Raw genomic sequence first — 23,424 nt, 5'->3', positions numbered from 1 at the left:
GGACCTTAAATTTTTTTAAATAAGTGAAGTTGATGTCAAAGATATCGAAGAAAAATTTAAGACAGTTTGCTTTGTTATCTCAGTTTCCACAAGAGGTTATAACAAACCAGCCAAGGATTATATTAATAGGTGATCAAGAAATTACTGTTGAGAACCAAAAAGGACTGATAAGTTATGAAGATACTTTTGTTAAGATAAACACAAGTGTCTTTCCTCTTATAGTTGAAGGAGAAAAACTTATAATTGAAAGGATGGACAGCGAAACAATTATAATTAGGGGAAGAATAAAATCAGTGAAATATTCTTCTGAACCTACACAAGGGAGAAGTGGTTAAAAGGTGTGTAGTGGAAAACTTGTTTTAAAAGTAGAAGGAGAAAATCTAAACAAGTTTTTAAATTTACTTACTTTCAATAAGATTTTACTTAAATTATACTTTAAACAAGATAATACTATTATTATTGAAATATCAACTAATAATTATAGAAAAGTAACAAAAATTGCTAAAAGAATAAATTGCAAGATAAGTATATTAGAAAAAAATGGGGTATATTTTTATTTAAGAGAACTAACATTATGGAAATTAATAACATTCGGATTGTGTATTTTTATTTTAATAGTCTTTAACCAGTTTATTTTTGACATAGTTATTTTAAATCATGGTCATACAGATATATTTTTTGATAAAAAAATAAAAGAAAAACTTTACCAATACAATATAAAACCAATTATTCCAAAATATAAAATTGATGAAAAAATACTCGAAAAAAAACTTCTTACTGATTTAGGTGATTTGATGTGGGTTAATGTAAAAAAAGAAGGTGCTCGTTTGTTTATAGAGTATGTAAAAAGAGAAACAACAGAAATAGAGAACTATAAAGGACAGATATTTGCAGCAAGTAGTGGAATTATTAAAAAGATAATTCTAAAATCTGGGAATTTACTTGTAAAAGAAGGTGATACTGTAGTAAGTGGACAGCTTCTTGTAGATAATAAAGTATTCTCTAAGGATGGAATTAAATATTTTGAAGATGCAAATGCTCAAATAGAAGCAATCACATTTTATACCGTTTCTACGGATTTTACTATTCCCTTATATCAAAAAGAATATATTTCAAAATCAACAATTCCATACATAAAAGTTGGAAATTATGAAATCAAACTTAAAAATATAGTTACTAAAAACGAGAATTGTGATAAAATTAAAATAAAAGAGTATAAACTTTCACCTTTGGATATTTGGGTGGGAGTGTATGAAATCAGAAGATACAAGTTGAAAAGGTTTATACCTACGTTTACTCAAATAAAAGTAAAGATTATAAAAGAATGTGATAAAAAGTTTATGACACTTACAAAAAACAAAAAGATATTAAATGTTTTATCAATTCGCACAAATATAAAAGTAATAAAGCAAAAAGGTGAGATGAAGAAAATTGAATGCCAAAGAAATTATGAATGCTTAGAAGAAATTGGCATTAAAAAATAAAATATTAGGAGGTCAGAAATATTTGGAAGAAAGGCTTGTTTCAACTTTAAGTATTGAAGATACTCAAGAACTTTGGAATATATTTGGTGAATTTGATTCCAAAGTAAGAACATTAGAAGAGCTTTTGAATGTAAATATTGTGTTTAGAGACAATGGGATAAAAATCATCGGTAGTAGTCCAGATAATATAAGTAAGGCTGAAAAAACAATCAAAATATTACATGACATGGAGAAGAAAAAATTGGATATTGATGAACATACCATTCGTTATATAGTAGAGACCTTAGAAGATGAAGAAATAAGAAGCTTAGAGAACGATGTTATTTTTATAACTCACAGAGGCAAACAGGTAAAACCTAAAACTCTTGGACAAAAAAGATATATAAATGCAATTATGAATAATACAATTGTGTTTGGGATTGGACCTGCAGGTACTGGTAAGACTTATTTGGCTATGGCAATGGCTGTCTATTATCTCAAAAAGAAAGAAGTAAGCAAGATTATTCTTACAAGACCAGCTGTTGAAGCAGGTGAAAAATTAGGATTTTTACCTGGAGATCTACAAACAAAAGTAGACCCATATTTGCGACCAATTTATGACGCACTTCATGACTTAATTGGCACAGAAACATACCAAAGGTACATGGAAAGAGGAGTAATTGAGGTTGCTCCGCTTGCGTACATGCGTGGAAGGACCTTAGATGATGCTTTTATAATTTTAGATGAGGCGCAAAACACAACTTCAGAGCAAATGAAGATGTTTTTGACAAGACTGGGGTTTGGATCAAAGGCTGTAGTGACTGGTGATATTACTCAGATTGATTTACCAAGTGGGGTTGAATCTGGACTTGTTCAGGTAACGAAGATACTTAGGGATATTGAAGGAATAGAATTTGTTTTTTTGACGTATCAGGATGTTGTTCGTCATCAACTTGTTCAAAAGATTATTAATGCTTACAACAGATATGAAGAAAAACGAAAGGAGAAACAAAAAGCATAGACCATGTTAAAATTTTTTCAACGATGGCAAGAGAGAAAAAGGATTTACTATTATCGATTTATTCTTTTTTTCTCTTTTTTTGGGTTTTCGTTGCTATTGATATCACTGTCTAAAAGAAAAGGAACATCCATAGTATGGAATAAAATTTTTCGATTTTTTAATCCTGACATAAAATATTCTAATTTTAAAATAGCAGGTGATTTATCAGCTGCAGTTTTATTAATTTTGATACTATCTCTCATAATGGGGGTTTATTTTTATCTTTTTGAGAGGAAATTTATTGATAACTGTAGAGATATGGCAGCAACAAGTGCTATAATAGCCTTAAATCTTCTTTTAATAAAGTTTCTTCTTCCCATACCAACTTATGCTGTGCCAGCTTTTGTAGGGGTTATTTTAATTTCTCTACTGATTGATGTGAGAGTATCAATAATTTTTAATATTATACTCTCTGTTGTAACTTTATTAATTGTTGGGATGAATAGTCTAAGTTTTGCTCTTCATCTTTTTGTGACAGGAAGTTTGTGTGCAATTGTATCACATAATATTCAAAATAGGCTGCAATTTATATCTCACGGGTTTTTAGCCAGTTTAATTTCTGCACTTTTTGTTTTATCAGCTGAACTGGTATTTAAAATAAACGGGGCTGAGGTGTTGATCACTTCAGCAAATTCTTTTATTGGTACATCACTTTCGTTTATTATTGCATATGGAACTTTACCTGTATGTGAATATTTATTTGATTTTACCACCCCCATTAGACTTATGGAGCTTTCTAATCCCAACCATCCACTACTGAAAAGACTTTTACTTGAAGCTCCAGGTACTTATCATCATAGTTTAATAGTGGGGAATTTAGCCGAGATTGCATGTGAAGCAGTTGGTGGGAATTATCTTCTTGCCCGCATAGGTGCTTATTATCACGACATTGGAAAGTTAAAAAGACCTTTTTATTTCAAAGAAAATCAGATTATTGAAGAAGACCCTCACAACAAGATAACCCCTACTCTTTCAGCTCTTATAATAATCTCACACACAAAAGATGGTGTGGAGATTGGGAAAGAATACAAGCTACCGAGACAGGTTCTTGACATTATAAAACAACATCATGGTACTACTAAAGTGGCATTTTTTTATGGAAAAGCGTTAAGTCAAAATCAACAAGTGAGCGAGGAAAAATTTAGATATGATGGACCAATCCCGCAAAGTAAAGAAGCTGCAATTGTTATGTTGGCTGATTCTGTTGAAGCAGCTGTCAGGGCACTTTCTTCTCCAACGCCTCAGATTATTGAAGCTACTATAAGAAATGTTATCCAAGAAAAGCTTCTTGATGGACAGCTAAATAACAGTGATTTGACATTTAAAGAGCTTGAAATTATATCCGAAAGTTTTATCAAAGTTTTAACGGGTGTTTTTCATAAGAGAGTTAGTTATAATATATTCGAAGATTCTTAAAACAAATCAGATGAGGTGATGGTAAGAAGTGAAAATATTCATTCAAAATCAGCAGGATAAGGTTGATATAGATCAACATATTTCGAAGATAATTGAAGAGTCGATTGTAAATACAATTAAAGTTTTCTTGGAGGAAGAAAAATTTGAAATAAGTGTGCTCATAGTTGATAACAGCTTCATAAAGGACCTCAATAGAAATTATAGAAATGTCGATAAAGAAACAGATGTCCTATCTTTTCCTATATTCGAATTTAAAAATGGTAAGCTTTTAGAAGATATAGTAATTATGGAAGATGAAATTCCTCTTGGTGACATTGTAATTTCAATAGAGAAAGCAGCGCAGCAGGCTAAAGAATTTGGTCACTCATTGGAAAGAGAGATTGCATATTTAACTGTACATTCTGTTTTACATCTTTTAGGTTTCGACCACATAGAAGAGAATGATAGAAAAATAATGAGGGAGTATGAAGAACAAATTTTACAGAGTATGGGGTTGACAAGATGAACAAAAGAAGAACCTTGCTGGAGAGTTTTGACAATGCAATAAATGGTATAATAATTGCTTTTAAGACCCAAAGAAATATGAAGATTCATTTTATAATAGCTTTTACAATTCTTTTTTTAACTATTGTTTTTAAACTTAATAAGATTGAAACTGTATTAGTACTTATTTGTGTCGGCCTTGTTATTGCAACAGAACTTATAAATACTGCAATAGAGAATACCATAGACCTAATAGCAAAAGAGTTTGAACCGAAAGCAAAAATAGCAAAAGACGTAGCAGCGGGATCTGTATTTGTTGCTGCCTTAATGTCATTGACTATAGGATATTTTCTTTTTTATGATAAAATAAAGTTACCAATAGAATTAACACTTAAACATATAAGAGGTATTTCTTTTCATGTAGTATTTTTATCCCTTATAATTGTAGCAATGGTCATAATAGTTGTTAAGGCTATTACAAATAGAACAAAATTTATGCAGGGTGGAATGCCAAGCGGTCATACTGCCTTAGCTTTTGCTGCAGCGACTGCTATTTTAATGCTCACAAATAACCTCATAATAGTATCACTTGCTTTATTTTTGGCTCTATTGGTACTTGAAAGTAGAATAGAAGCAAAGATTCATACAGTTTGGGAGACAGTTGTGGGTGCCATTATTGGAGTTCTTGTAACCCTTTTGATATTCAAAATAAAATGAAAGAGGGACCTTTATGAAACAAAAAAATGAATTTTATTTAAAAAAGATTTTACTATTGATAATAATGGGAATAATAATTTTTTCCTTATCAGCATGTAGTAAAAAAGGAACTAAAAATGGAATCTCTAAAACAAGTAAAACATTACAAACAATCAATAAAGAAGAAAAAGATAATAGTCACTCACAGCAATTTGACTATTTTTGCAGATTCACTGGACAAGCTATTTATTCAAAAGATGAACATCAAATAATAGCAATTATGGTTAATAATGAGCCTGGCGCAATTCCTCAATCTTCGTTAAACCAAGCTGAGTACATTTATGAGGCTTTAATTGAGGGTGGGGCAACACGAATTATGGCAATATATCACCATACATATCCTAAAAAAGTTGGACCTATAAGAAGTGCAAGACCATATTTTATGCAGATAGCAAAATCACTTAATGCCTACTTTGTACACTGTGGTGGAAGCCCACAAGCTTACAGGCTTTTCAAACAGAATTTTATACCTCATATTGATGCTATTTACACAGGTGGTGGAATTTTCTTCAGAACCTCAGATAGAAAAGCACCGCATAATCTTTATTCTTCTATGGAAAAACTTACAGCTTTTTTCGATAAAAAGGGTTACAAAATGCAGAAAACTTACAAAACATATCCTTTAACAGATGAAGTTGTAAATAAATGGATTTCAGAAAACACTAAAATAAAAATTACTTTTTCTGGATGGTATTATGTAAGATATGAATATGATGAACATAAAAAAGTTTACAAGAGGTTTATCAAAGAAAAACCTCATCTTGACAAAGAGACAGGTGCGGTACTTACTGCAAAAAACTTAGTAATAATTTTTGCTCACTATGACACAATAAAAAACGATGACAAAGGTAGGCAGGAAGTGAATTTTTCAAGAGGGGAAGGGTATGTTCTGCAAATGGGAAAGACTATTCCAATCACTTATGAATTTGATATGGAAAATTCATTTATAATAAAAGACGAAAATGGGCAGGAGATTAAGCTTTTAAAAGGTAACACATGGTTTGAGATTGTACCACAGTATGGTAAGGTTAAGTTTGAATGAAAGGAGAGAAAAAATTTGAAGATAACTTTTATAGGTGGAGCTCAGAGTGTGACAGGATCATGCTACCTTTTTGACATTGAAGATAAAAAATTTTTATTAGATTGTGGTATGTTTCAAGGTGGTTTGACAGAAGAACTGCTCAACTATGAATCATTTCCTTTTAATCCATCTGAAATTGATTTTGTTATTCTTTCTCATGCTCATATTGACCACAGTGGAAGAATCCCCAAACTTTATAAAGATGGTTTTAGAGGTGTAATTTACACAACAGATGCCACGGTGGACCTGTGTAGCATTATGTTACCAGACAGCGCTCATATTCAGGAAAGTGAAATTGAGTGGAAGAACAGAAAAAGGAAAAGAGAAGGGAAAGAACAACTGCAACCGCTTTATACCTCAGAAGATGCCGAAAATGTCTTGAAACATTTCAGAGGGGTAAAATATGAGCAAAAAATTCAAATAGACAAAAAATTGAGTTTTGTTTTTAAAGATGCTGGCCATATGCTTGGTTCAGCAATAGTTGAGCTCTATATAAAAGAAAATGGTAAGGAGTACAAACTTGTTTTTTCTGGTGATTTAGGAAACAGGAATATTCCTATTTTGAAAGACCCTACCATATTAGATGGTTGCGATTATTTGTTTATTGAAAGTACTTACGGAAATAGACTTCATGTAGACGGTGAAAACAAATCTAAAAAACTAATAGATATAATTAGTACAACTCTTTCAAACGGCGGAAAGGTTATAATTCCATCTTTTGCAGTTGGTAGAACCCAGGAAATATTGTACGAGATTGCAAAAGAAATCAATACTAACACTAAGGAAGCCAAAATTTTGAAAAATATAGAGATATTTGTTGACAGTCCACTTGCAACTTCTGCAACAACTATATATAAAAAACATATAGATTATTTTGATTCAGAGGCAGCTATGTTTATAAAAAATGGTATATATCCCCTTGAACCACCTAATTTGAGGTTCATAAAATCTGTTGATGAGTCAAAATGGTTGAATGAGTATGACAGAAGTTGTATAATAATTTCTTCGAGTGGGATGTGTGAGGCAGGAAGGATAAAACATCATCTTAAACACAATTTATGGAATGAGAAAAACACAATACTCTTTGTTGGTTATCAGGCACCAAACACGCTTGGAAGAAAGCTTTTGGATGGACAAAAAAAGGTAAAAATATTTGGTGAAGAGGTAGAAGTTAGAGCAAAGATTGAGTATATCGAGGCATATTCTGGCCATGCAGATAAAAATGGGCTTTTTTCGTGGATTGAACAGATGAACCAAAAACCAAAGAAGATTTTTGTAGTTCATGGAGAGAAGGAAGTTCAAATTGAATTTGCAAGAGAATTACAAAAACGATTTAACACAGATGTCATTATCCCTATGCGTGGCGAGATGTATGAAATTACACCTGAATATATTTCACAAAGTGAGAGAATATTCTCAGAACTTCCTTCATTTGTAAATCTTTCGGTACTTGCTCAGATTGAAGAAATTGAATATGAACTTGATAGAATAAAAGAAGGTGTTAAAAACTCTGCTATTTCTCCAGAAAGGCTATCTACACTCAATTCGAATTTAGAAGAACTGAGATACCTTCTCAGCCTTGCGTTGAATGATTATTGAAAAGAATGTTTATCTTATATCGACATTTTTAAGAATAAATAGCTTACCTTCAAATTTAAAATAGATATTTATTTCAGAAATATTATGTGGTAATAGATGAAATTTAGCATAAAATTTTGCTTTATACCATATAGGTTGGTCTTGAGGAAAATTCTCTATTTCAAAATAAGGAATTGGATAAAATTTTTGTTTTGTGTTTGCGTCTTCAATGTAAATGTATTCGAATGCAGCTTTATTAATCTTTTTTTTCTCTAAGTTCTCTAAAATAAGAGTTAAGCCAAAATAACTCTGATTTCCGGTAACTTGTGAGTATGTGATATAAAATTTTTCTTTTGTTGCTTTTTCAAGGCTTACTTTTATATTCTGAATAATTATTGAGTATTCTGATTTTCCATAACGGTTGGATAAATTTGAAGGTTCATGATAAATGTATACGTATTTATCCGTATTTTTAATAATAAATATGCTCAAGATTATATAAACTGTCAATAATGTAAAGAGTATGCGAACAAGTCTTCTTTTCATATTTACTTTCTACCCAGAAATAATAATAGTTTAGTATATTACCATTATATTTGAGAGGAATAGTTTATTTGATACAAAAAATAAAAAACTGAGGTGAAATAATGAGATTCTTAGACGCTGGTGAAACCCACGGAAGAGCTTTAATAGCCATAATAGAAGGATTTCCCGCACATGTAAAAATAGGCATAGAAAATATAAACCGTCTTTTACAACTACGCCAAAGAGGTTATGGTAGAGGAAAACGAATGGAGATAGAAAAAGACAGAGTAAAAATTTTATCAGGGGTGAGGAACTCTTTTACCACAGGATCTCCTATTACATTGGTAATTGAAAATAATGATTACGAAAATTGGAAGAATTTTATGGATTCAATGCAATGTGATATGGATACCAAAAAAGTTACAGTTCCACGGCCTGGTCATGCAGATTTGGCTGGCTGTTTAAAGTATGAATTTGATGATGCAAGAAATGTATTGGAAAGAGCCAGTGCAAGAGAAACCGCTATAAGGGTAGCAGTTGGAGCTGTTTGTGAAGAACTTTTGAAAATGTTCGGTATAAAACTTTATAACCACGTTATTGAGATTGGGAGAGTACGGCTTACAAAATCGTATTCATTTGATGACACAGAACTTTTTGAACAGGCTTTATCTTCTTCTGATCTGTTTTGTATTGACAAGGAAGCTGAAATGAAGATGAAACAAGAGATTGAGATAGCAAAACAAATGGGTGACAGCGTAGGTGGTATTGCTGAAGTAATTTGCAAAAATGTTCCCTATGGTCTTGGCAGTCATGTTCACTGGGACAGAAAGCTTGACGCACAGATTGCATATTCTGTGATGAGTATTCAGTCTGTAAAAGGTGTTGAAATTGGCATGGGTTTCGAATCAGCCAGGCGGTTTGGTTCTGAAGTTCATGATGAAATTTATTATGATGAAAAGATAGGTTTTTATCGAAAGACGAACAATGCAGGTGGTATAGAGGGCGGAATTTCAAACGGTATGGATATTGTGGTTCGTGCTGCTTTTAAACCAATTCCAACTTTATATAAACCCCTCAAAAGTGTAGATATAAGAACATTTCAACCTGCTGAGGCAGCAGTGGAAAGGTCTGACATATGTGCTGTGCCTGCGGGAAGTATTGTTATGAGGGCGGCAATTGCGTATGTTTTGGCAAATGCTTTAATAGAAAGGTTAGGAGGAGATTCTGCTAAGACTATGTTAGAGACTTTCAAAAGAATTTATAATAAAGGGTAAAATACATATTCCCTCACATCCATGGGTATACTGAGTAGATGTGGGGGTGTTTTTTTATAATGAAATCAAGGGCATTTGTCCTTATATTTACATTAATAATGATTACAACATTCGGTAACATATGCTATGCAAATGAGAAAAAGAATTTGCCACAACTGAGCTCTAAATCTGCAATAGCTATTGAATGGGTAACAGGGAAAATTCTCTTTGAAAAAAATAAGGATTTAAAACTTCCGATGGCAAGCACAACAAAAATAATGACAGCAATCCTGGTGTTAGAAAACTGCGATGTAAATAAAGAAATTGAAATTCCGCCACAGGCTGTGGGAGTTCCAGGGTCATCTATGTACCTCGAAAAAGGAGAAAAATTGAAAATAATAGACCTTTTATATGGGCTTATGCTTTCTTCTGGAAACGATGCTGCTGTTGCTTTGGCGATAGCAACAGCTGGTGATGTAAAAAAATTTGTTAATCTTATGAACAAGAAAGCAAAAGAACTTGGACTTTCAAATACTGTTTTTTCATCTCCACATGGTTTGGAACAAGGTCAACACTATACAACAGCTCACGATCTTGCGAAACTTACAGCATATGCTATGAGAAATCCAGTGTTTAGGCAGATAGTAAAAACCAAAGAAAAAGAAGTACCGTGGACTACAAGACCTTACAACAGAATTCTCAGAAATAAAAATAAGATGTTACGATTATATCCTGGGGCTGATGGTGTAAAAACTGGATTTACAAAAAAGGCAGGTAGGTGTCTTGTAACTTCTGTTTACAGAGATGATTTTAGAGTTATATGTGTGGTTTTAAATGCTTCGGATATGTGGAATGATACACAAAAGATTCTCGACTATTGTTATAATAACTTTAAAGTGATAAAACTACTACCTGGCGAAATGGGTTATGTTAAAGTTAAAAATGGAAAAAGTGATTGGGTAAAAGTTGGAACGACACATGAATGTTATTGGGTGATTGAATCAAGCTGTTTTCCGAAAATAGATATGCTTTTGCAAGCAACGGAAGCTCCTGTCGAAAAAAACAAGGTAGTTGGTCGGTTGAATGTGTATCTTAAAAATGAAAAACAGAGCCTTCCCCTTCTTGCATTACAAGAATGTCCAAGAAAATCTTTATGGGATAGAATAAAAGAAAAATTGTTTGAAAATAGGAGGAGACAAAAATAAATTTAGCGTGGATTTTTCATCCACGCTAAATTTATTTTTCTTATTTTTCTATAAACGGTTCAAGTTCTTTGATTAATTCATCGCAATTGTCTGAGTGAATTTCAACTTTAATAGGTTTGCTTAGATCCAAACTAAATATACCCATAATGGACTTTGCATCAACAACATATCTTCCTGATGTAAGGTCAATATCAAACGGGTACTTACTAACAATGTTGACAAAGTTCTTGACAGCGTCAATTGTGTTTAGCTTTACTGTTACTGTTTTCATTTTAAATTCCTCCCTTCACAACAAAAATAATACTCATTATTTATCATATCATGTTTATGAGCTTTAAATCAATTAACTCCTTACACATTTTCTATACCCTTTTTTCATAGAAAAATAACAATCAAAGATATATTTTTTAGCTCTTCACTAATTGGCAACTAAATATTATAATATAACTTAAATGTGGAGGTGAACAAGTCAAATTGAAGGTTGCTTTTTATACACTTGGATGTAAGGTCAACCAATATGAAACTCAAGCAGTAGCTGAACTTTTTAAAAAAATCGGGTTTGAGATTGTCGACTTTGAAAGCAAGGCAGACGTGTACGTGATAAATACATGTACAGTTACCAACGCAAGTGATAGAAAATCACGACAGGTAATAAAAAAGGCTAGAAAGCTTTCTCCTCAAAGTATCGTGGTTGTAATGGGATGCTATCCTCAAGTGTATCCCCATGAAGTTGAGAAGATAAAAGATATAGATATTATAATTGGGACTAAAGATAGACAAAAAATTGTTGATTACATTAAAGAATATTTAGAGAACAAAAAGAAAATTGTAGCAATAGATGAAGGATATAAAAGGGAAGCCTTTGAAGAGCTTAAGATATCAGAATTTAATGAACGCAGTCGAGCTTTTATAAAGATAGAAGAAGGCTGTGAACAGTTTTGTTCTTATTGTATAATCCCATATGCAAGGGGAGCTGTTAGAAGTAGAAGTTTAAAAAGTATAGAAGAAGAGGTTATAAGGCTTGTTAAGAGGGGTTACAAGGAATTTGTTATAACAGGAATTAACATCTCATCTTATGGGAAAGATTTAAATGGAAATGTTACCCTTATAGATGTTATTGATAGGGTAAATAAAATTGAAGGTGTTAAAAGAATTAGACTGAGTTCTTTAGAACCGGTTATAATGAATGATGAATTTATAGAGAGGTTGCTTAGTTTTGACAAGCTGTGCCATCATTTACATCTTTCGCTTCAAAGTGGCAGTGATAAAATATTGAAACTTATGAACAGACATTACACTACAGCACAGTACCAAGGTATAGTAGATAGAATAAGAGAAGAATGGGAGGATGTAGCATTTACCACTGATATTATAGTGGGTTTTCCAGGAGAAACAGAAGAAGATTTTAATGCTACTTTAGAGTTTGTTCAGAAGATAGGTTTTTCACGAATTCACGTGTTCAGATTTTCGCCAAAGAAGGGTACCAAAGCTTTTGAGATGCCCAACCATGTAGATAACAAAGAGAAAGAAAGACGAAGCAAGATAATGAAAGAAGTAGCAGAGAGACTTTCATATCAATTTCATAGTAAGTTTGTTGGGAAGACGTTAGAAGTTTTGATTGAACGGGATTCTGATTTCGACGGATATTACGAAGGATATTCGGGAAATTATATCCGTACGTTAGTAAGAAAAACCCATACGATAATACCTGGTGAAATTTACAAAGTTAAGATTATACAAGCATTTGAACAATATGTTAAAGGAGAAATAATCCAATAAAAATACAAAAAGGTGGTGTGTAATATTGAACACTGATATAGCAAATTTAAAAAGCCAATGTGTGGAAGAATTGTCAAAAATCAAGAATTTGCAAGAACTTGAAGATTTTCAGGTCAAGTATTTGGGTAAAAAAGGCATTTTGAAAAGTAAACTGAAAGAGCTATCAAAGTTTGAACCAGAAATTCGTGCTCAAATGGGAAAAGAATTAAATAGTCTAAGAGAGTACCTTGAAGAAAGTATTGCTGTCATGCGAAAAAAGTTTTTAGAGGAAGAGAAGCAAAAGAGGATACAAAATGAACGCATTGATGTTACTATACCTGGCAAAAGAGTAGAAATTGGGTCTATTCATATTCTTTCTCAGGTTCAAAATGAAATAGCAGAAATCTTTTTGAATATGGGATATGAAATTGCAGAGGGGCCGGAAGTAGAGCTTGATTATTATAACTTTGAGGCATTGAATATTTCCGCTGATCATCCTGCAAGAGATACTCAAGATACTTTTTATATATATGACGACGTGCTTTTAAGAACACATACATCCCCTGTTCAAATCAGGGTAATGAAAAGTAAAAAACCTCCAATTAAAATAATTTCTCCTGGAAGGGTATATAGGTCGGATGAGGTGGATAGTACACACTCTCCAATTTTTCACCAAATAGAAGGACTGTTTGTTGACAAAGGGGTTACAATGGCTGATTTAAAAGGAACCCTTGAAGTGTTTGCAAAAAGATTTTTTGGTGAACAGACCAAGGTCAGGTTCAGACCGCATCATTTCCCGTTTACTGAACCCTCGGCCGAGGTTGATATTTCGTGTATCTTCTGTGGTGGGAAAGGATGCAGAACGTGTAAGGGTGAAGGTTGGATAGAAATACTTGGCGCAGGAATGGTTCACAGAAAAGTTCTTTTGAACTGTGGAATTGATCCCGATATATACACTGGTTTTGCATTTGGTATGGGTGTTGAGAGAATAGCGCTTTTGAGATATGAGATTGAAGATATCAGACTCTTTTACGAAAATGATTTAAGATTTTTGAAACAATTCAGATAAAACTTTGTACAGAAGGAGTGAAGAATATTGAAGGTTTCGTTGGAATGGTTAAAAAGTTATGTTGATATAGATTGTTCGGTTGATGAGCTTGTTGATAAACTTACTATGAGCGGAACAAAGGTAGAGGGATATGAAAAGAGACTTGAGAATATTAAAAATGTAGTAGTAGGTAAAGTTTTGGAAATTTCTTTGCACCCCCATAACCAGAATCTTTTTGTTTGCAAAGTAGATACAAAAGATAAAATACTTACAATAATAACTGCAGCAAAAAACGTAAAAAAGGGTTTACATGTCCCTGTAGCAAAACCAGGTGCTGTCTTGGCAAATGGTAAAACAATTGATGTTCTTGAGTTCAAGGGGATAGTATCAGAAGGAATGTTGTGTTCGTTGGAGGAGCTTGGGCTTACCCGTAGCGAGTTTTCATATGCTGATGAGAATGGCATATTTATTCTTGAAGGTATGGATGACAGCATGATAGGAAATGACATAAAGACTGCACTTGGAATAGATGATGTGATAATTGATTTTGAAATAACCTCAAATAGACCCGACTGTTTAAGTATTGTGGGTATTGCAAGAGAGATAGCTGCTATTTTAAATAAACCCCTTAAATTTCCAAATTTAAGTTTCAAAGAGGCAGATGAACCGGTAAAAAATTATATAGATAGTATTGAAATTCAGAACAAAAAGATTTGTAGAAGGTATATTGGGAGAGTGGTAAAAAACGTAAAGATTGAAGAGTCGCCTCTGTGGCTGAGAAGAAGACTTATAGCTTGCGGTGTAAGACCAATAAATAATATTGTTGATGTGACAAATTATGTAATGCTCGAGATGGGTCAACCTCTTCACGCGTTTGACCTCAACAAAATTTATGGCAGGAGTATTTTTGTAAGACTTGCAAGTGATGGCGAAAAGATTATAACTCTTGATGGTGTGGAAAGGATTTTGCGGTCATCCGACATTGTTATTGCAGATGAAAAAAGGGCTATAGCTGTTGCAGGTGTGATGGGTGGATTAGATACTGAAGTTGATGAGAGTACAACTTTAGTACTTTTAGAATCTGCAACTTTTAATCCTGCAATGGTAAGAAGGACAGCACGATATTTGGGGCTTAGAACAGAAGCTTCAAACAGGTTTGAAAAAGGTTTGAGTCCATATTTTGCAGAACTTGCAATTCAAAGAGCGTGTGCTTTGATTGAACAAATTGGAGCAGGCGAGGTTGTACAAGGAATTGTAGATACTTATGTTAGCCCATGGCAGCAGGTAGAAATAAAAGCTGATTTTTCATATATAGAAAAACTTCTTGGTCTTAGAATTGAAAAAGACGAAGTGGTGAATATTCTTAACAGACTTGAAATAAAATATGATGAAGAAAAAAATGTGTTCATAGTACCCCCTTTTAGGACTGATATTGAAGATATGGCCGATATTTCTGAAGAGGTAATAAGAATATATGGGTATGATAAACTACCTTCGCGGGTTTTCATGGGAAATGCTATATCTTCTGGTCTTACACAAAAACAAAGAATGGTAAATAGTGTAAAAAATTTTCTTGCCAACAGTGGTTATTATGAGATTTATTCGTATTCATTTGAATCACCAAAGGTTTATGAAGTTTTAAAAGGGTATAACTTGGATGATGCTGTCAAGATTTCAAATCCACTCGGAGAAGATTTTTCTATCATGCGAATGCAGCTTTTGTCTTCCATATTAAAAACAGTTTACCTCAATATATCGCGAAATATAAAAGATGTGAAAATATTTGAGCTATCTACAGTATTTAAGAAATCAGGCGAGAAACTTCCGGAAGAAAAACCTGTTTTGGCAATAGGAAGTTCGTCTCAGGATTTTTATTCTTTAAAGGGTGTACTTGAAAATCTTTTTGACATGCTAAGAATAAAAGATGTTAAGTTTTCATCGCAACATCAAAATCCAAATTTGCATCCTACACGTTCAGCAAAGATTTATACCGATGAGAGTTTTCTTGTGGGCTACATTGGAGAAGTTCATCCGGATATATTAGAAAAATTTGACATTCCCACAAGAGTTGTATATGCAGAACTTTTTATAGATGAGCTGCTTGAGGCAGAGAAGAAAGAAAAGCGGTATGTTCCGCTTCCAAAATATCCTGCTGTTGAGAGAGACTATGCCTTTGTTGTGCCAGACGATTTAGAAAGCAGGGTGATTGAAGAAATCTTCAAGAAATATAGCTCTGACATTTTAGAAGAGTTTCGTCTGTTTGACGTGTACAAAGGGCAACAAATAAAGCCAGGTTTTAAAAGTTATGCCTATAAAGCGGTTTTTAGGTCAAAAACAAAAACACTTTCAGATAGTGATATTAACCAGCTTCAAGAAAAAATCTTGGATGAGCTTAAAAGCTACAATATAAGTTTGCGGGAGTAGAAAGAGATGGAATGGTTAAAAGAATTAAATGAACAGCAAAAAGAGGCGGTTCTTTCAACAGAAGGGCCGCTTTTAGTATTGGCTGGTGCAGGTTCAGGTAAAACTCGTGTCATAACATACAGGATAGCATATATTTTGAATATGGGGTTAGCAAGTCCGGCCAATATTCTTGCAATTACTTTTACAAATAAAGCTGCTGATGAGATGAAAGAAAGGATAAAAAGGCTTGTAAGTACTCAGTCGTTTTCAGAGATGTGGGTGTCTACTTTTCATGCTGCATGTGCAAGGATTTTGAGAATGGAAGCTCATAATATAGGATTTTCAAACAACTTTGTAATATTTGATACCCAGGATAGAAACCAGCTTTTGAAAGAGTGTTTTGACAAGCTAAACATCGATACAGAGCGCCTTGATATTAGATATGTATCAAGGCAGATTAGTAATTTTAAAAATCAGTTAATTGGACCTTCCGATGTATACAGATACGGTGAGGTTGATGGTCGTGTTGTTGAAGTGTATAAACTTTACAATAAACTTTTGAGAGAATATAACGCATTTGACTTTGATGACCTTCTATATTATACTGTAGTTCTTTTTCAAACAAACCCTGATATTCTGGAAAAGTATCAGAATAAGTTTAAGTATATCTTGGTAGATGAGTACCAGGACACAAATCATGCTCAGTTTTATTTTGTTTATCTACTTTCACAGAAACACAGAAATGTCTGTGTTGTCGGTGATGACGACCAAAGTATATACAGTTTCAGAGGAGCAAATATAAAAAATATTTTGGAATTTGAAAAGGTGTTTAGCGATGCCAAGGTGATAAAATTAGAAAAAAACTACAGGTCTACAAAGACAATACTCTCAGCTGCAAATGAGGTTATAAAAAACAATTACTACAGAAAATCTAAAAAGCTGTGGACAGACAACCTTGAGGGTGAAAAGATTTTTCTATACTCAGCATTTGATGAAGTAAATGAAGCAGAGTTTGTTGCATCAAGCGTGAAGAACCTCATTGAAAGCGGACTTTCACCATCCGAAATAGGAGTGCTTTACAGGACAAATGCTCAGTCTATTAACTTTGAGAATGTACTTTCGGCTTATTCTGTACCATATAAAGTTGTAGGTGCTTTGCGTTTTTATGAAAGAAAAGAAATAAAAGATATTATTGCTTATTTAAGACTCATTACAAATCCGCATGACGATTTGAGTCTATTTAGGATTATTAATGTTCCTAGAAGAGGAATTGGAAACAGTACCATAGAAAAAATAAAAGTTTTGAGTGAAGAGTATGGTGTTTCAGCGTATATAGTTTTACTCGAGCGAGCAAAATTTGATTTTGACAAAAAGACATATGAAAAGTTAAAAGGCTTTATATCTCTGATAGAAGATTTAAAAGCCGAAGCAGAAAATTTGTCTGTAAGCCAGACCATTAAACTTGTGCTTGACAAGACAGAGTATTTAGAAAGTTTGCTCAGTAGCAAAAATGAAGAGGAGTTTCAAAGAGCCAAGAATATTGAGCAGCTTATAAGTGCTGCAGCTATTTTTGAAGAAGAAAATGAGGAGCCAACCTTGCAAAATTTTTTGAACTCTATTACTTTAAGTTCTGATGATGAGGATACTCAAAAAGAGGAAAAAGTTTCGCTTATGACAGTTCATGCTGCAAAAGGATTGGAATTTGAAGTTGTCTTTCTCACAGGACTGGAAGAAGGACTGTTTCCACTTGTCAGGGCTGAAGAACCAATCGAGGCTGAAAAAGAACTTGAAGAAGAAAGAAGACTGTGTTACGTTGCAATTACCAGAGCAAAAAAACTTCTTGTTCTGACATATGCTAACAATCGAAGAGTATTTGGCAGACTTTCTTCACGACAAAGGTCTTGTTTTATTGAGGAGATTCCTCAAAAATACATTCAAGTTGTTAATAGTCCTATTATTAAAACTCACCAAAAATTTTCTGTTAAGATTAATCAGGCTGAAGATTTTTCTATTAACAATCTACAAGTGGGCAACAAAGTCCAGCATGGGAAGTTTGGAGTTGGTAAAGTTGTATGGCTTTCAGATGATATGAGAGAGGTGATAGTAGATTTTGAAAAGATAGGTCAAAAAAGACTACTTCTGTCCTATGCAAATCTTAAAAGGATTGGTTGATGGAAAGATGAAAGAGGTTATTTTAGAGATTTTAAAGAATAGAGCGTTACAGGTTGGCGTTGTCAGCTGGTTTGCTGCACAGTTTTTAAAGATTGTGATAGGGTTTATCATGACAAGAAAAGTTAATCTTAAATGGTTCATAAGCTCTGGAGGAATGCCAAGTTCTCATTCAGCTTTTGCATGTGGGCTTTCAACTGCTGTAGGACTTTTAGATGGATTTAGCTCAACTAATTTTGCTATTTCATTGACATTCACTTTAATTGTAATGTACGACGCAGCGGGAGTAAGAAGAGAGGCTGGAAAACAGGCACAGACCTTAAATGAAATAATTGAGATATATCTCTCACCACATTACAAGCCTCAATATAAACTAAAAGAGCTCATAGGGCACAAACCTACGGAAGTCTTTGCAGGAGCTATAGTTGGAATATTAATTGCCACAATAATGATTTGAAGCAAGACAAAAGCTGTGATATAATAATACTCTGTAAACTGAATAATCAAGAATGTTAAATGGGATAGGGTGATGCAGTATCCTAGTCAGAGTGGCTGCTTTCGAAGGCGGGCCTAAAAATCCGCCAAAGGGCACACCGATGAAGTTCCTGGTTTCGGCTTCTGACGCCCAGTCAGGGGTTGAAGCTGGGAGTAAGGGTTAAGGGAGTCCTGCAATGGCATGCAGGATGCAACCCTTTTCCCGTGGAGGCTAACGCACAAAAAGAAATAAAGCTTTTTGTGCGTTAGTAAAACCTACCGCCAGGTACATCTTTTTTGAAAAAGGATGTGCTTGGGGTAGTGTAGCCTGCCTTGAGCGGAATAGACGGATGGCCGAATTTCTGGCCTTCCTAAAAATAGGGCCCGTTTTTAGGAAGGTCTTGGGGTCTGAAATCTATTTCGCAAAAGAGGCTAAGAAAGCATGCCCTCTGCCGAGGAAAGCTCCTAGGCTGTGCCATGTATTGGCTTTACGAAGGGGATTAAAGTGCGGACTAAGTGGCGATCTGGTTGTGTGTTGGGCAACCGCACACCCAAACTTTTAAAGGGAAACCGCCTCCTGGTGACGGGAGGTAAGTTTGGGGGAAATCCTACCAGACCTTAAGCCGCAAAATTTACCCTTCGTAAAATCACCCTATCCCAATAAATTTATATGTCTTCTTGAAATAGAATATCATGGGAGATAAAAAATGAAAAATAAAAAAAAATTTCAGAATAAAAAACGAGAATATTTAAAGTGGACATTGATATTATTTGTTTTATCGTTTTTATTGTCAGCTACTCTAAATTATATTTCAAGCTGTGTATCAGAAAGATTACCTATAATAACTTCATTCACACTTTTATTTTGTATAATGCTGTTAGGGATAATCTTTGACATAATTGGAATTGCAACAACTGCAGCCGATGAAGTTCCTTTCCATGCAATGGCTGCAAAGAAAGTAAAAGGTGCAAAAGCAAGTGTATGGCTTATAAAAAATGCAAGCAAGGTATCTTCTATTTGCAACGATGTTATAGGGGATATTTGCGGAATATTGAGTGGTGCACTTTCTGCAAGTATTGTATTTTATATAACTAAAAATAGCAAAGCAAATCCAATTCTTCTTTCTATACTTCTGACTGCAATGGTTGCTGCTATAACAATATCTGGTAAGTCAATCGGAAAGTATTTTGCAGTCCATAAGAGTAATGAGATTGTTAAAATATGCGGAAAGATTATTGGAATATTTTTAAAAATGTAACTTGGGAAGTGAGAGGTATTGGGTATATTAGAAAAAGTGAACTATCCTGAAGACGTAAAAAAATTGAGTGTATTTGAACTATATGAACTTGCAGATGAGATAAGAGAATTTCTGTTGTATAACATTGCAAATACGGGTGGACACTTGGCAGCAAATTTAGGGGTTGTTGAACTGACTCTTGCTCTGCTGAAAGTATTTGATCCACCAAAAGATAAAATTGTGTGGGATGTAGGACATCAGTGTTATGTTTATAAAATTTTAACAGGAAGGAAGCAAAAATTTAATACTTTAAGAAAATTTGGTGGTCTGAGTGGTTTTCCAAAGTCAAAAGAAAGCATTTATGACTCGTTTGATACTGGACATAGCTCTACTTCTATTTCTGTTGCCCTGGGATTTGCAGTTGCGCGCGATCTTAAAAATGAAGACTACAAAGTGATTGCTGTTATTGGTGATGGAGCTTTAACTGGAGGACTTGCATATGAAGGACTTAATAATGCCGGCAGATATAATGGAAAACTTCTTGTTATTTTGAATGATAATGAAATGTCAATCTCTAAAAATGTTGGTGCAATTGCAAAATATCTATCAAAGGTACGAACAAAACCACGTTATTTTAAGTTAAAAAAAGCTGCCGATAGTTTAGTAGAAAGAATACCGGTTGTTGGGAAAAACTTAAGTAAATTTGTAAGAAAGGTAAAGGGAAGTTTAAAATATTTTTTCTTTCCTGGAACTTTGTTTGAAGCTCTTGGATTTGAATATTATGGACCTATTGATGGTCATGACATAGAAAGACTTTGTGAAGTGTTTGAAAGTATCAAGAATTTTGAAAGACCTGTTTTGGTTCATGTTGTTACACAAAAGGGTAAAGGATATGAACATGCAGAAAGATTTCCAGAGAAATTCCATGGTGTTCCACCATTTGACATAGAAACAGGCAATCATTTATCTGACAATACTTCAAAGACATTTTCTGAGGTTTTGGGTGATAAACTTTGCGAGCTTGCCAAGTACAATCAAAAAATATTAGCAATCACCGCTGCGATGCCAGATGGTACTGGCCTTAGTAGGTTTGCAAAGATGTATCCTCAGAGGTTTTTTGATGTTGGAATAGCAGAAGAACATGCGGTTACTTTTGCAGGTGCTCTTGCAAAAGAAGGATTTAAACCGTTTGTTGCAATATATTCAACTTTTCTACAAAGGGCTTTTGACCAGATTATTCATGATGTGTGTCTTCAAAACTTAAACGTGGTTTTCTGTGTAGACAGAGCGGGTCTTGTTGGTGAGGATGGAGAGACACACCATGGAAGTTTTGATATATCGTATTTGAGCTTGATTCCAAACTTGATATTGATGGTACCGAAAGATACAAAAGAATTTGAAATGATGTTGGAATTTGCAGCTTTTTATCAAGACGGACCTATTGCGATAAGATATCCACGCGGAAGCTGCAAACAGGTAGGTATTTATGATGAAATTAAACTTTCTGAGCCAGAGGTACTAAAAGAAGGAAAATACCTGGCCGTATTTTCTATTGGAAGACATGTTTCAATGTTGTATGATATTATTAGCAGAAACAAGTTGGATGTAACACTGGTAAATGTAAGATTTATAAAACCATTGAATAGCGCGATTATAAAAAGAATAGCAAGTACACATCAAAAGATTTTGATTGTAGAGGATAATAGCGTCATTGGTGGGCTTGGTGAAAAAATAAAAAGTATCATAGCTGAAGAAAGATCGGCAGAGATTAAGCACATTGCTATACCTGATAGATTTATTCCTCATGGTTCAATTTCTCAGCTTTATTCTATGCTCGGGATGGACAGAGAAAACTTAACAAAAATTATCATGGAGTTGATAGAGAGTTGAAAAAGAGGGCTGATATACTTCTTGTTGAAAGAGGTCTGGTAGAATCACGTGAAAAGGCAAGAGCGTTAATTTTGAGTGGCAACGTTTATGTTAATAATCAAAAGATAGAAAAAGCAGGAGAGATGATAGATGAAAGCAGCCAGATAATAATAAAAGAACCACTAAAATATGTTAGTAGAGGTGGTCTTAAACTTGAAAAAGCTTTAGAGTTTTTTCAAATTGACGTTGAAGGTAAGATTGCACTTGACATTGGTGCTTCAACAGGAGGGTTTACAGACTGTTTGCTCCAACATGGCGCTAAAAAGGTTTATTGTGTGGATGTGGGATATGGTCAGCTTGCATGGAAGTTGAGAGAAGACTCGAGAGTAGTAAATTTTGAAAAGACTAATTTTAGATATTTTGATAGAAAAAGTATTCAGGATAATATTGAGATAATAGTATGCGATGTCTCCTTTATTTCTTTGAACCTGATTTCGGAAAAGATAAAGGAGTTTATGGAAAATGGAACAGAAGGTGTTTTGCTGATAAAACCTCAGTTTGAAGCGGGAAGAAAGGAGGTTGGAAAAAGAGGAGTTGTAAAGTCTAAAGAAACTCATAAAAATGTAATCAAAAAGGTAATTGATCACTATTTTTCGCTTGGAATCTCAATTAATGGCCTGACGTATTCGCCAATCACAGGACCAGAGGGAAATATTGAGTATCTTCTCTACATTAAAATGGAAGATTCAACAAAAAATTGTGTGAACGATATGTTAATAAAAGAAATTGTCAATCAGGCGTTTGAAGTATTAAGCGGAAAAAAGTAAAAATTTGGAGGTTATTTGTTATGAAATTAACAAAAATTAAAGAGCTTTTAAATTGCACGGTTTATTTCGAGCCTGAAGAGCTATATAATGAAGAATTTTTAAATGCATGTGGTTCTGATCTTATGAGCGACGTTTTGGCATTTGTAAAAGAGAAGGTGATTTTATTGACGGGTCTTGTAAATCCTCAAGTGATAAGAACTGCAGAGATGATGGATATAAAAGCTGTGATAATTGTTCGAGGTAAGCAACCATCTGAAGAAATGTTGAAACTTGCGAAAGAAAAGTGTATAGCTCTTCTCGGAACGGATTATCCTATGTTTCAAGCATGCGGAATACTTTATGAAAATGGACTTGGGAAAGAAAGGTGCTGCTGAAAAAGATGCTTATTGATCTGGAATTTGAGATTGAACCGGGCAATTTTATATTAGCAGGTGAAGCTTCTTCTAAAATTAAAGAGACTTTAAAAAAACTTGGAGTAAAACCAGAGATACTTAAAAAAGTTGCAATTGTCTCTTATGAAGCAGAGATGAATATTGTTATACATTCAATTGGTGGTATTTTAAAAGCCATAATTTCAAAGGACAAGATTGAAATAATAGCTCAAGACAGTGGACCTGGAATTGAAAACATTGAGCTTGCTATGAAAGAAGGATATTCCACAGCTCCGGAAGAGATAAGAAACTTAGGATTTGGAGCCGGGATGGGACTTCCAAACATGAAAAAGTACTCAGATTATTTTGAGATTGATTCACAAAAAGGCAAAGGTACAAGGGTATATATGGTTATTTACAATAAATGACCATCTTTGAAATGTGGGG

The 23,424-nt window shown here is 33.7% G+C and carries 22 protein-coding genes; 20 read left to right on the top strand and 2 right to left on the bottom strand.

Translation table 11 applies throughout. From position 1 onward, the window contains the following. The first annotated feature begins 32 nt into the window (after positions 1-32). From yqfC to CaldiYA01_RS06170, 8 genes are read left to right on the top strand one after another with little or no spacing between them, the layout of a single operon-like run. Positions 33-335 carry a sporulation protein YqfC gene (gene yqfC / locus CaldiYA01_RS06205; protein ID WP_207182676.1) on the top strand — a complete coding sequence of 101 codons (303 nt, stop codon included), beginning with the start codon at positions 33-35 and terminating at the stop codon, positions 333-335. A 3-nt stretch (positions 336-338) separates the two neighbouring features. Continuing rightward, positions 339-1,484 (top strand): sporulation protein YqfD, encoded by a 1,146-nt coding sequence (locus tag CaldiYA01_RS06200; RefSeq protein ID WP_207182675.1) that lies wholly within the window; start codon positions 339-341, stop codon positions 1,482-1,484. Positions 1,485-1,506: 22 nt separating this feature from the next. After that, entirely contained in the window at positions 1,507-2,484 is a 978-nt protein-coding gene (locus CaldiYA01_RS06195) for a PhoH family protein (protein WP_207182674.1), read from the top strand. A 3-nt stretch (positions 2,485-2,487) separates the two neighbouring features. Further along, positions 2,488-3,939 carry an HD family phosphohydrolase gene (locus CaldiYA01_RS06190; protein ID WP_207182673.1) on the top strand — a complete coding sequence of 484 codons (1,452 nt, stop codon included), beginning with the start codon at positions 2,488-2,490 and terminating at the stop codon, positions 3,937-3,939. A 28-nt stretch (positions 3,940-3,967) separates the two neighbouring features. Beyond that, positions 3,968-4,444: an rRNA maturation RNase YbeY gene (gene ybeY, locus CaldiYA01_RS06185; protein WP_207182672.1), complete on the top strand. Its 477-nt coding sequence runs from the start codon at positions 3,968-3,970 to the stop codon at positions 4,442-4,444. After that, positions 4,441-5,139 (top strand): diacylglycerol kinase, encoded by a 699-nt coding sequence (locus CaldiYA01_RS06180; RefSeq protein ID WP_207182669.1) that lies wholly within the window; start codon positions 4,441-4,443, stop codon positions 5,137-5,139. Before ybeY ends, CaldiYA01_RS06180 begins: the two co-directional genes overlap by 4 nt. Positions 5,140-5,152: 13 nt before the next feature. Beyond that, positions 5,153-6,220: a DUF3048 domain-containing protein gene (locus CaldiYA01_RS06175; protein WP_207182667.1), complete on the top strand. Its 1,068-nt coding sequence runs from the start codon at positions 5,153-5,155 to the stop codon at positions 6,218-6,220. Positions 6,221-6,235: 15 nt separating this feature from the next. After that, a complete protein-coding gene (locus tag CaldiYA01_RS06170) occupies positions 6,236-7,858 on the top strand; it encodes an MBL fold metallo-hydrolase RNA specificity domain-containing protein (RefSeq protein WP_207182665.1) in 1,623 nt (540 codons plus the stop codon). A gap of 9 nt (positions 7,859-7,867) precedes the next feature. Here CaldiYA01_RS06170 and CaldiYA01_RS06165 read toward each other — a convergent pair whose 3' ends face one another. Beyond that, the gene (locus CaldiYA01_RS06165) at positions 7,868-8,383 is read right to left on the bottom strand and encodes a hypothetical protein (protein WP_207182663.1); all 516 of its coding nucleotides are present in this window, start codon (positions 8,381-8,383) and stop codon (positions 7,868-7,870) included. 101 nt (positions 8,384-8,484) lie between these two features. Between CaldiYA01_RS06165 and aroC the strand changes: the two genes are divergently transcribed. Beyond that, positions 8,485-9,636, top strand: coding sequence for a chorismate synthase (gene aroC / locus CaldiYA01_RS06160; RefSeq protein WP_207182661.1), 1,152 nt, complete (start codon positions 8,485-8,487; stop codon positions 9,634-9,636). 59 nt (positions 9,637-9,695) lie between these two features. After that, a complete protein-coding gene (locus CaldiYA01_RS06155) occupies positions 9,696-10,820 on the top strand; it encodes a D-alanyl-D-alanine carboxypeptidase family protein (protein ID WP_207182658.1) in 1,125 nt (374 codons plus the stop codon). Between the two features lie 40 nt (positions 10,821-10,860). On the opposite strand, the gene CaldiYA01_RS06150 is transcribed toward CaldiYA01_RS06155, so the two are convergent. Further along, positions 10,861-11,091 carry an HPr family phosphocarrier protein gene (locus CaldiYA01_RS06150; protein ID WP_207182656.1) on the bottom strand — a complete coding sequence of 77 codons (231 nt, stop codon included), beginning with the start codon at positions 11,089-11,091 and terminating at the stop codon, positions 10,861-10,863. Positions 11,092-11,294: 203 nt separating this feature from the next. Here CaldiYA01_RS06150 and mtaB point away from each other — a divergent pair, with 203 nt between their 5' ends. The 10 genes from mtaB (at position 11,295) to CaldiYA01_RS06100 (ending at position 23,405) form a co-directional block, all read left to right on the top strand. Continuing rightward, complete coding sequence (mtaB, locus tag CaldiYA01_RS06145) at positions 11,295-12,599, top strand: tRNA (N(6)-L-threonylcarbamoyladenosine(37)-C(2))-methylthiotransferase MtaB (RefSeq protein ID WP_207182654.1); 1,305 nt, start codon at positions 11,295-11,297, stop codon at positions 12,597-12,599. 25 nt (positions 12,600-12,624) lie between these two features. Then, positions 12,625-13,647, top strand: a complete 1,023-nt coding sequence (gene pheS, locus CaldiYA01_RS06140) for a phenylalanine--tRNA ligase subunit alpha (protein WP_207182649.1) — start codon at positions 12,625-12,627, stop codon at positions 13,645-13,647. Positions 13,648-13,674: 27 nt separating this feature from the next. Next, a complete protein-coding gene (gene pheT / locus CaldiYA01_RS06135) occupies positions 13,675-16,050 on the top strand; it encodes a phenylalanine--tRNA ligase subunit beta (protein WP_207182648.1) in 2,376 nt (791 codons plus the stop codon). A gap of 6 nt (positions 16,051-16,056) precedes the next feature. After that, the gene (locus CaldiYA01_RS06130) at positions 16,057-18,201 is read left to right on the top strand and encodes an ATP-dependent helicase (RefSeq protein WP_207182643.1); all 2,145 of its coding nucleotides are present in this window, start codon (positions 16,057-16,059) and stop codon (positions 18,199-18,201) included. 7 nt (positions 18,202-18,208) lie between these two features. Continuing rightward, positions 18,209-18,655 carry a divergent PAP2 family protein gene (locus tag CaldiYA01_RS06125; RefSeq protein WP_207182635.1) on the top strand — a complete coding sequence of 149 codons (447 nt, stop codon included), beginning with the start codon at positions 18,209-18,211 and terminating at the stop codon, positions 18,653-18,655. Between the two features lie 724 nt (positions 18,656-19,379). Further along, positions 19,380-19,931, top strand: coding sequence for a hypothetical protein (locus CaldiYA01_RS06120; protein WP_207182633.1), 552 nt, complete (start codon positions 19,380-19,382; stop codon positions 19,929-19,931). Positions 19,932-19,949: 18 nt separating this feature from the next. Next, entirely contained in the window at positions 19,950-21,800 is a 1,851-nt protein-coding gene (gene dxs, locus CaldiYA01_RS06115) for a 1-deoxy-D-xylulose-5-phosphate synthase (protein ID WP_207182631.1), read from the top strand. Continuing rightward, on the top strand, positions 21,797-22,606 hold the full coding sequence (locus tag CaldiYA01_RS06110; RefSeq protein ID WP_207182629.1) for a TlyA family RNA methyltransferase: 810 nt from the start codon (positions 21,797-21,799) through the stop codon (positions 22,604-22,606). The genes dxs and CaldiYA01_RS06110 overlap by 4 nt, the downstream gene beginning before the upstream one ends. 20 nt (positions 22,607-22,626) lie before the next feature. Continuing rightward, complete coding sequence (locus CaldiYA01_RS06105) at positions 22,627-22,980, top strand: hypothetical protein (RefSeq protein WP_207182627.1); 354 nt, start codon at positions 22,627-22,629, stop codon at positions 22,978-22,980. 5 nt (positions 22,981-22,985) lie between these two features. After that, positions 22,986-23,405 (top strand): ATP-binding protein, encoded by a 420-nt coding sequence (locus CaldiYA01_RS06100; RefSeq protein ID WP_207182625.1) that lies wholly within the window; start codon positions 22,986-22,988, stop codon positions 23,403-23,405. The last annotated feature ends 19 nt before the right edge of the window (positions 23,406-23,424 follow it).

It is taken from the genome of Caldicellulosiruptor diazotrophicus (genome assembly GCF_017347585.1).
In the GTDB taxonomy this organism is placed as follows: domain Bacteria; phylum Bacillota; class Thermoanaerobacteria; order Caldicellulosiruptorales; family Caldicellulosiruptoraceae; genus Caldicellulosiruptor; species Caldicellulosiruptor diazotrophicus.
The sequence above is the reverse complement of the archived record's forward strand: the minus strand, read 5'-3'. Positions and strand labels throughout refer to the sequence as shown.

Bases quoted from the DNA above. Each gene is read 5' to 3' on its own strand.
- yqfC (WP_207182676.1), top strand. From the start codon at position 33: ATGTCAAAGATATCGAAGAAAAATTTAAGACAGTTTGCTTTGTTATCT.
- CaldiYA01_RS06190 (WP_207182673.1), top strand. From the start codon at position 2,488: ATGTTAAAATTTTTTCAACGATGGCAAGAGAGAAAAAGGATTTACTAT.
- CaldiYA01_RS06180 (WP_207182669.1), top strand. From the start codon at position 4,441: ATGAACAAAAGAAGAACCTTGCTGGAGAGTTTTGACAATGCAATAAAT.
- CaldiYA01_RS06175 (WP_207182667.1), top strand. From the start codon at position 5,153: ATGAAACAAAAAAATGAATTTTATTTAAAAAAGATTTTACTATTGATA.
- CaldiYA01_RS06165 (WP_207182663.1), bottom strand. From the start codon at position 8,383: ATGAAAAGAAGACTTGTTCGCATACTCTTTACATTATTGACAGTTTAT.
- aroC (WP_207182661.1), top strand. From the start codon at position 8,485: ATGAGATTCTTAGACGCTGGTGAAACCCACGGAAGAGCTTTAATAGCC.
- CaldiYA01_RS06155 (WP_207182658.1), top strand. From the start codon at position 9,696: ATGAAATCAAGGGCATTTGTCCTTATATTTACATTAATAATGATTACA.
- CaldiYA01_RS06150 (WP_207182656.1), bottom strand. From the start codon at position 11,091: ATGAAAACAGTAACAGTAAAGCTAAACACAATTGACGCTGTCAAGAAC.
- CaldiYA01_RS06130 (WP_207182643.1), top strand. From the start codon at position 16,057: ATGGAATGGTTAAAAGAATTAAATGAACAGCAAAAAGAGGCGGTTCTT.
- CaldiYA01_RS06125 (WP_207182635.1), top strand. From the start codon at position 18,209: ATGAAAGAGGTTATTTTAGAGATTTTAAAGAATAGAGCGTTACAGGTT.
- CaldiYA01_RS06120 (WP_207182633.1), top strand. From the start codon at position 19,380: ATGAAAAATAAAAAAAAATTTCAGAATAAAAAACGAGAATATTTAAAG.
- CaldiYA01_RS06105 (WP_207182627.1), top strand. From the start codon at position 22,627: ATGAAATTAACAAAAATTAAAGAGCTTTTAAATTGCACGGTTTATTTC.
- CaldiYA01_RS06100 (WP_207182625.1), top strand. From the start codon at position 22,986: ATGCTTATTGATCTGGAATTTGAGATTGAACCGGGCAATTTTATATTA.